Origin of the sequence: Rhodopseudomonas sp. BR0M22 (genome assembly GCF_010907035.1) — a bacterium.
Taxonomy (GTDB): domain Bacteria; phylum Pseudomonadota; class Alphaproteobacteria; order Rhizobiales; family Xanthobacteraceae; genus Rhodopseudomonas.
This window is the reverse complement of the sequence record NZ_QUMK01000072.1, coordinates 23,925-31,511: the sequence shown is the minus strand read 5'-3', so window position 1 is coordinate 31,511 and position 7,587 is coordinate 23,925. Positions and strand designations below refer to the sequence as shown.

The window sequence follows — 7,587 nt, the reverse complement described above, 5'->3', positions numbered from 1 at the left end:
GCCGAGCACCCACTGGGCCTACGCCAAGGATGTCGCCGGCACCTATCCGCACGATCCTGAGAAGGCGAAGAAGCTGCTGGCCGAAGCCGGCTACAAGGACGGGCTGGAAATGACGATCGGCGGCTACACCGACCAGGATTCGGTGCGGCGCGGTGAAATCATCCAGGACCAGCTCGGCAAGGTCGGCATCAGGCTGAAGTTCACCCGCGGCACCATCGCCGAGATCAGCGCGCAGTTCTTCGCCCAGGAGAAGAAGTTCGATCTGTTGGTGTCGGCCTGGACCGGCCGGCCCGATCCGAGCATGACCTACGCGCTCGGCTTCGACAAAGGCGCCTACTACAACGCCGGCCGCACCGCCGATCCGGAGCTGTCGAAGCTGATCCAGGAGAGCCGCGCCAGTCAGGATCTCGCCGAGCGCGCCGAGGTGTTCGCCAAGATTCAGCGCATCACCGTGGGGCAGGCGCTGTCGGCACCATTGGCGTTCCAGTACGAGCTCGATGCGCTGTCGGCGAAGGTGAAGGACTTCCAGCCGAACCTGCTCGGCAAGCCGAAGTTCGAGAACATCTCGCTCGCCTGATCGTCCGGCGCCGCGAGCGATCGCGGCGCCCCATCTCTGGACTGGTTTCGCCATGTTGAACGCTCCGCGTCTGCGCATCATCGGTCGCCGCCTGTTGCACGCGGTGCCGGTGGTGGTGCTGTCGACCTTCATCGTGTTCGGGCTGCTCAAGCTGGTGCCGGGCGACGTCGCGGTGACGCTGGCGGGCGACAACGCGTCCGAGCAGCGCATTGCCGAGATCCGCGAACTCTACGGGCTGAATCAGCCGTTCCTGGTGCAATACGGCTCGTGGTTGTCGAAGGCGGTGCAGGGCGACCTGTCGACGTCGCTGGTGTCGAGCGAAGCGGTGCTGACCTCGATCGAGCGCTGCCTGCCGCACACGCTGCTGATCGTGGCACTGGCGCTGCTCACCGCATTGGTGATCGGCGTGCCGCTCGGCATTGCGGCCGCGGCGAAGCCGGGCTCGTGGATCGACGGCATCGTGATGGCGGTCGCATCGCTCGGCGTCGCGGTGCCGAACTTCTGGCTCGGCATGCTGCTGGTGGCGTTCTTCTCGCTGCAGCTCAATTGGCTGCCGGCGACCGGCGCAGTGTCGCTGATGAAGGACCCGGCCGCCGCGCTCAGCCACGCGCTTCTGCCGGCATTGGCGCTCGCCTCCGGCGGCATCGCCGAAGTGGCGCGGCAACTGCGCTCCTCGCTGGTCGAGATCCTGTCGTCGCAGCAGGTCCGCACGCTGCACGCCAAGGGGCTGCCGCCGTCGTCGATCCTGTGGCGGCACGGGCTGAAGAACGTCAGCGTCAATCTGCTCACCGTGATCAGCCTGCTCGCCAACCGGATGCTGGCCGCGACCGTGGTGGTGGAAGCTGTGTTCGCCATTCCGGGGATGGGCGGTCTGATCGTCAACGCCGCGATGAACCGTGATTTTCCGGTGGTGCAGGGCGTGGTGTTCACCATGGTGCTAATCGTGGTGGCGCTGAATCTGCTCACCGACATTCTCTACAGCGTGCTCGATCCGAGGATCTCGTCATGACGACGGTCTCGCTCACCGCCCCGCAGCATCACCACCGCTGGCGTCGGTCGCGCCGTTTCCTGCGCTGGTTCGTCTCCGATCTGCGCGGCGCCATCAGCCTGACGTTTCTGCTGGTCCTGCTGGTGATCTCGCTGCTGGCGCCGTGGATTGCGCCCTACGATCCGGTTGCCCAGAACATCGATGCGGCGCTGGCGCCGATGTCGGCGCAGCATTGGCTCGGCGCGGACGATCTCGGCCGCGATACGCTGAGCCGGCTGATCTACGGCGGCATGGCGTCGCTGTATGCGAGCTTCCTGGCGGTCGCGATCGCCGTGCTGATCGGCGTCCCGGTCGGCATTCTCGCCGGCTATCTCGGCGGCTGGGTCGACACCATGATCAGCCGCGTCATCGACAGTTTCCTGTCTTTCCCGGCGATCGTGCTGGCGATCGCCGTGACCGGCGCGCTCGGCATCGGTCTCACCAACGGCATGATCTCCGTCGGCATCGTGTTCGCGCCGCAGCTCGCGCGGCTGGTGCGCGCCCGCACGCTGGTGGTGCGGCAGGAGCTGTATGTCGACGCCGCGCGCTGCTTCGGTGGCTCGACCGGCCGCATCCTGTGGCGTCATGTCCTGCCGAACGCGATCCAGCCGGTGATCGTGCAGGTGACGCTGCTGCTGGCCGCGGCGCTGCTCGCCGAGGCGAGCCTCAGCTTCCTCGGCCTCGGCATTCAACCGCCCGATCCGAGCTGGGGCGCGATGCTGGCACGCGCCTATCAGAACATGGAGATCGCGCCGGAGCAGATGTATCCGCCGGGGCTCGCCATCCTGTTCACCGCGCTCGCCTACAACACGCTCGGGGAATCCTTGCGAGCGGCGCTCGACCCGACGATGAAACGCAACTGATCAATCAAGAACAACAAGGACGGGACATGACCGTGGACGCCAAGGAAGCCCACTATCTGGCAAAGCTGCACGAGCTGTGGGCCAAGGCGTGGCCGAAGGGCACGCCGCGCGAGCCGCAATATCTGCACGGCGAAGTCGCGCTCAGCGAGTATCTGCGCGCCTGGGCGAAATCGGCGCCGCTGCGGCCGGCGGTGATCTTCTACGGCCACGTCACCACCTATGCGGATCTCGACGAGCAGAGCGACCGCTTCGCTGCGCTGCTGATGCAGAAGGGCGTGAAGAAGGGCGACCGCGTCGCGGTGTTCCTGCCGAACTGCCCGCAGTTCCACATCGTATTCTTCGGCATTCTGAAGCTCGGTGCGATCCATGTGCCGGTCAGTCCGTTGTCGCGCGCGTTCGAGCTGTCCTACGAGCTCAACGATACCGACGCCGAAGTCATCGTCGCGCTCGACCAGCTCGCCGGCGTGGTCGAGCAGGTGCGCGCCGAGACCTCGCTGCGCGAAGTGATCGTCACCAGTTTTGCCGACGTGATCCCGGCCAATCCGACGATTCCGGTGCCGGATTCGGTCAGCTGCCCGCGCATCGCCGTTCCGGGCGCGACCGACCTACTGCCGGCGCTCGCCGCGCTGCCGAAGCCGGAGCCGTTGCCGCCGGCCGCGCTCGATGACGTCGCGGCGCTGAACTACACCGGCGGTACCACCGGCATGCCGAAGGGCTGCGTCCACACTCAGCGCGACATGGTCTACACGGCGGCCGCCAATCACGGCATCTCGGTGGTGGCCGATCAGAACAGCGTGTTCCTGTCGTTCTTCCCCGAGTTCTGGATCGCGGGCGAGAACTTCGGCCTGATCTTCCCGATGTTCACCGGCGCCACGCTGGTGCTGCTGGCGCGGTGGGATGCGCTCGGCGTGCTGAGCGCGATCCAGCGCTATAAGGTCAACGTCACGGCGATGCCGGTCGACGGCGCGGTCGAATTGATGGATCATCCGCGGTTCAAGGAGTTCGACCTGTCCTCGCTCAGCCAGGTGCGGGTGGTGTCGTTCGTCAAGAAACTCAACCCGACCTACCGCAAGCGCTGGAAGGATCTCACCGGCACGATCCTCACCGAAGCCGCGTGGGGGATGACCGAGACCCACACCTCCAACACCTTCACGGCCGGCTTCCAGGGCGACGATTTCGATCTGGTGTCGCAGCCGATCTTCGTCGGGCTGCCGGTGCCGGGTGCGGAGTTCAAGATCACCGACTTCGAGACCGGCGAGCTGGTGCCGCTCGGCGGCGAGGGCGAAATCCGCGTGCGCACGCCGTCGCTGCTCAAGAGCTACTGGAACAAGCCCGAAGCGACCGCGCAATCGCTGGTCGACGGCTGGCTGCGCACCGGCGACATCGGCACCATCGATTCCGATGGCTTCCTGCACTTCCTCGGCCGCCGCAAGGAGATGCTCAAGGTCAAGGGCATGAGCGTGTTTCCGCCGGAGATCGAAGCGCTGCTCGGCCAGCATCCGAAAGTGCTCGGTTCGGGTGTGGTCGGGCGCGACGATCCCGGCAAGGGCCAGGTGCCGGTCGCCTTCATCCAGCTCAAGCCGGAAGCCGAAGGCACCATCACGCCGGACGAGCTGCAGGCCTGGTGCGCCGAGCGGATGGCGGTCTACAAGGTTCCGGAGATCCGTATTATCGACGCGCTGCCGATGACCGCGACCGGCAAGGTGAAGAAGCAAGAGCTCAACGCCAACGCACCGCTGTGAAACGAGACGGCCGGCGGCGCGAAGGCGTCGCCGGCTCATGCGACCTGCTGAGGAAATCCCAATGTCGTTCCGAAAACTGCTGATCGCCAACCGCGGCGAGATCGCGATCCGTATCGCGCGTGCCGCCGCCGAGTCCGGCCTCACCACGGTGGCGATCCATCCTGCCGACGATGCGGCGTCGCTGCACGTCCGCATCGCCGATCACGCCGAGCAGATCCCCGGCCGCGGCGCGCGGGCGTATCTCGATATCGAGGCAGTGATCGCGGCGGCGAAAGCCGCGGGCTGCGATGCGCTGCATCCCGGCTACGGCTTCCTCAGCGAGAATGCCGATCTGGCGCGGCGCTGCGCCGAAGAGGGCATCACCTTCGTCGGGCCGTCGCCCGAGGCGCTGCGGTTGTTCGGCGACAAGGTCGCCGCCAAGGAGCTGGCGAAGCGCTGCGACGTTCCGATCATCGCCGGCACCGTCGGCCCGTCGTCGCTCGAAGAGATTCAGACGTTCTTCGCATCGCTCGGCGACAAGCCGGCGGTGATGATCAAGGCGATGGCTGGCGGCGGCGGCCGCGGCATGCGCGTGGTCGAGCGCGCCGAGGATCTCGCAGACGCCTATGCGCGCTGCCAGTCCGAAGCCAAGGCGGCGTTCGGCTACGAGGGCGTCTATGCCGAGCGGCTGATCCGCAACGCGCGGCACATCGAGGTGCAGATCATCGGCGATCGTCACGGCGGCGTCAGCCAGCTGTGGGAACGCGAATGCACCATTCAGCGCCGCAATCAGAAGCTGGTCGAGATCGCGCCGAGCCCGTCGCTGTCCGAGAGCCTGCGCAGCAGAATCGTCGAAGCCGCCAAGGCGCTGGCCGCGATGGCGAATTACGACAGCCTCGGCACCTTCGAGTTTCTGGTCGACGGTGACGCCGGCGAAGGCGCCGGCGTCTACGCGTTCATCGAGGCCAATCCGCGGCTGCAGGTCGAACACACCGTCACCGAAGAGGTGCTGGCGGTCGATCTGGTGCGTGCCCAGCTCGCGGTCGCGGGCGGCGCAACGCTGGCATCGCTCGGCCTCGATCAGCCCTCGGTGCCGCGGCCGCGCGGGTTCGCGATCCAGCTCCGCGTCAACATGGAGACGATGGACGCCAAAGGCGCGACCAAGCCGACCGGCGGCAAGCTTGCGATCTTCGAGCCGCCATCCGGGCCCGGCGTCCGCGTCGATACGTTCGGCTATGCCGGCTACACCACCAGCGCGTCCTACGATTCACTGCTCGCCAAGGTGATCGTGCATGGCCGCGGCGACTGGGCCGAGGCGGTTGCAAAGGCCGCGCGGACGCTGCGCGAATTCCGCATCGGCGGCGTTGCCACCAACGTGCCGTTGCTGCAGGCGATCCTCGCGCACGCCGATTTCAAGGCCAATCGGGTCAGCACCAGCTTCATCGATCGCCATGTTGCCGAGCTGGTCGAGGCTGCGCAGCAATTCGACCATCCGCTGATCGCGACCGAAGGCGCCGACCCGCGCGGCAGCAGCGCGACGGCTGCTTCGGAGCCGGTCCCCGAGGGCGCGGTCGCGATCGCCGCGCCGCTGCAGGGCACCGTGGTGGCGATCACGGTCGCGGAAGGCGACGTGGTGCGGCCAGGGCAGCAACTCGCGGTGATCGAGTCGATGAAGATGGAGCATCTGGTCGCGGCCGAGCAGGGCGGCCGCATCCGCCGCATCGTCGCCACCGATGGCGTGACGCTGATGCAGGGCGAGCCGATCCTGTATTTCGAACCGCAGGACGTCGAAGGCGATCACGTCGTCGCCGAACAGGATGTCGATCTCGACGCGATCCGGCCCGACCTAGCCGAGATGTTGGCACGGCAGGCCAACACCCTCGATGAGAACCGGCCGGACTCGGTGGGGCGGCGGCGCAAGACCAATCAGCGCACCGCGCGCGAGAACATCGCGCAGCTCGTCGACGACGGCTCCTTCATGGAATACGGCAGCCTGGCGATCGCCGGCCAGCGTCGTCGCCGTTCGCTCGACGACCTGATCAAGAACACCCCGGCCGACGGCCTCGTCACCGGCGTTGCCACCGTCAATGCCGCGGAGTTCGGCGAGCACGCCGCGCGCTGCATGGTGATCGCCTACGACTACACCGTGCTGGCCGGCACCCAGGGCCACATGAACCACAAGAAGATCGACCGGATGCTGACGCTGGTCGAGCAGTGGCGGATGCCGCTGGTGTTCTACGCCGAGGGCGGCGGTGGCCGGCCGGGCGACACCGACCGGCTCGGCATGACCGGCCTCGACGGCCCGTCCTTCGTGCAGTTTGCCAAGCTGTCCGGCCTGGTGCCGGTGGTCGGCGTCGTCTCCGGCTATTGCTTCGCCGGCAACGCCGCGATGCTCGGCTGCTGCGATGTCATCATCGCCACCCAGAACGCCTCGATCGGCATGGGCGGGCCGGCGATGATCGAGGGCGGCGGCCTCGGCGTGTATCACCCGGCCGAAGTCGGCCCGGTGTCGTTCCAGGCGCCGAACGGTGTGGTCGACATTCTGGTGCAGGACGAAGAAGAGGCGACCCGGGTCGCGCAGAAATATCTGTCCTATTTCCAGGGCGCGGTGAGCGAATGGAAGGCGCCGGATCAGCGGTTGCTGCGGCAGGCGATTCCGGAGAACCGGCTGCGGGTGTACGATATCCGCAGTGTCATCGATCTGATCGCGGACGAAGACTCGGTGCTCGAACTGCGCCGCGATTTCGGCGTCGGCATGATCACCGCCTTCATCCGGATCGAGGGCAAGCCGTTCGGCCTGATCGCCAACAATCCGAAGCATCTCGGCGGCGCGATCGACGCCGATGCCGGCGACAAGGCGGCGCGCTTCCTGCAGCTCTGCGATGCGTTCGACATTCCGATCGTGTCGCTGTGCGATACGCCCGGCTTCATGGTTGGCCCGGAAGCGGAGAAGACCGCGATCGTCCGCCACGTCGCGCGGATGTTCGTCACCGGCGCCAGCCTCACCGTGCCGCTGTTCGGCATCGTGCTGCGCAAGGGCTACGGCCTCGGCGCGCAATCGATGATCGGCGGCGGTTTCCACGCCTCGTTCTTCACCGCGGCCTGGCCGACCGGCGAATTCGGCGGCATGGGGTTGGAAGGTTACGTCCGACTCGGCTTCCGCAAGGAGATGGAGGCGATCGCCGATCCGGCCGAGCGGGAAGCCTATTACAAGAACAAGGTCGCGGAGCTGTATGCCAACGGCAAGGCGGTCTCGATCGCCTCGGTGTTCGAGATCGACAACGTGATCGATCCGGCCGAGACGCGGCGCTGGGTCATGGCCGGGCTGCGCTCGGTGCCGACGCCGCCGGAGCGCAGCGAGCGCAAGCGGCCCTGCATCGATACCTGGTAGCAGCCGAC

Annotated in this window: 5 protein-coding genes; all 5 read left to right on the top strand. The window is 66.9% G+C overall.

What is annotated here, in order from left to right:
- Positions 1-577: ABC transporter substrate-binding protein (locus tag DY468_RS20330; protein WP_246701063.1), on the top strand; the 577-nt coding region annotated here is incomplete at its 5' end.
- Positions 578-629: 52 nt separating this feature from the next.
- Positions 630-1,586 (top strand): ABC transporter permease, encoded by a 957-nt coding sequence (locus DY468_RS20325; protein WP_047309659.1) that lies wholly within the window; start codon positions 630-632, stop codon positions 1,584-1,586.
- Positions 1,583-2,467 carry an ABC transporter permease gene (locus DY468_RS20320; RefSeq protein WP_047309660.1) on the top strand — a complete coding sequence of 295 codons (885 nt, stop codon included), beginning with the start codon at positions 1,583-1,585 and terminating at the stop codon, positions 2,465-2,467. Before DY468_RS20325 ends, DY468_RS20320 begins: the two co-directional genes overlap by 4 nt.
- Positions 2,468-2,493: 26 nt before the next feature.
- A complete protein-coding gene (locus DY468_RS20315; RefSeq protein ID WP_164606777.1) occupies positions 2,494-4,209 on the top strand; it encodes an AMP-binding protein in 1,716 nt (571 codons plus the stop codon).
- A 61-nt stretch (positions 4,210-4,270) separates the two neighbouring features.
- The gene (locus DY468_RS20310) at positions 4,271-7,579 is read left to right on the top strand and encodes a carboxyl transferase domain-containing protein (protein WP_164606775.1); all 3,309 of its coding nucleotides are present in this window, start codon (positions 4,271-4,273) and stop codon (positions 7,577-7,579) included.
- Positions 7,580-7,587: the final 8 nt, after the last annotated feature.